This window comes from Pseudomonas sp. SH10-3B (assembly GCF_019891415.1).
Classification (GTDB): domain Bacteria; phylum Pseudomonadota; class Gammaproteobacteria; order Pseudomonadales; family Pseudomonadaceae; genus Aquipseudomonas.
This window is the reverse complement of sequence record NZ_JAFLXD010000126.1, coordinates 1-638: the sequence shown is the minus strand read 5'-3', so window position 1 is coordinate 638 and position 638 is coordinate 1. Positions and strand designations below refer to the sequence as shown.

Annotated in this window: 1 protein-coding gene; it reads left to right on the top strand. The window is 58.9% G+C overall.

The window, feature by feature from the left end:
• The coding region (locus J1G35_RS30635) for a hypothetical protein (RefSeq protein WP_223016876.1) at positions 1 to 638 on the top strand (638 nt) is incomplete at both ends.

Sequence of the window (638 nt, the reverse complement as noted above, 5' to 3'; positions counted from 1 at the left end):
CAACTGCCGAAGATTGATCTGACGGTCACCGATCCTGAGGGGCTTAGCTCCAATGGCACCGGCCAGCCGACGGTCACTCTGCATAACGACGTGCCAGTGATCAGCGTCGCGCCAGTCACCATCGACGAGAACTCTGCTACTGCGGGCACCGTCGCTGGCCGCTTCACCGCGACTGACGAAGAAACCCCGCGCGCGGGTCTCACGATCACCTTCACCGGTACCAGCAACTCGGACGGCTACTACAGCGTTTCGGGTAACAACATTGTGCTGACCCAGAAGGGCGCGGACTTCGTCAACGCTGGCAATCAACTGCCGAAGATTGATCTGACGGTTACCGATCCAGAGGGGCTCAGCTCCAATGGCACTGGTCAACCGACCGTCACTCTGCATAACGACGTGCCGGTGATCAGCGTCGCACCGGTCACCCTCGACGAGAACTCCGCTACAGCGGGCACTGTCGCTGGCCGTTTCACTGCGACTGATGAGGAAACGCCACGCGAAGGCCTGACTGTCTCCTTCACCGGCAACAGCAACGTAGACGGCTACTACAGCTTGTCCGGCAACAACGTTGTACTGACGCAAAAAGGTGCTGACTTCGTTAACGCCGGCAATCAACTGCCGAAGATTGATCTGACGGT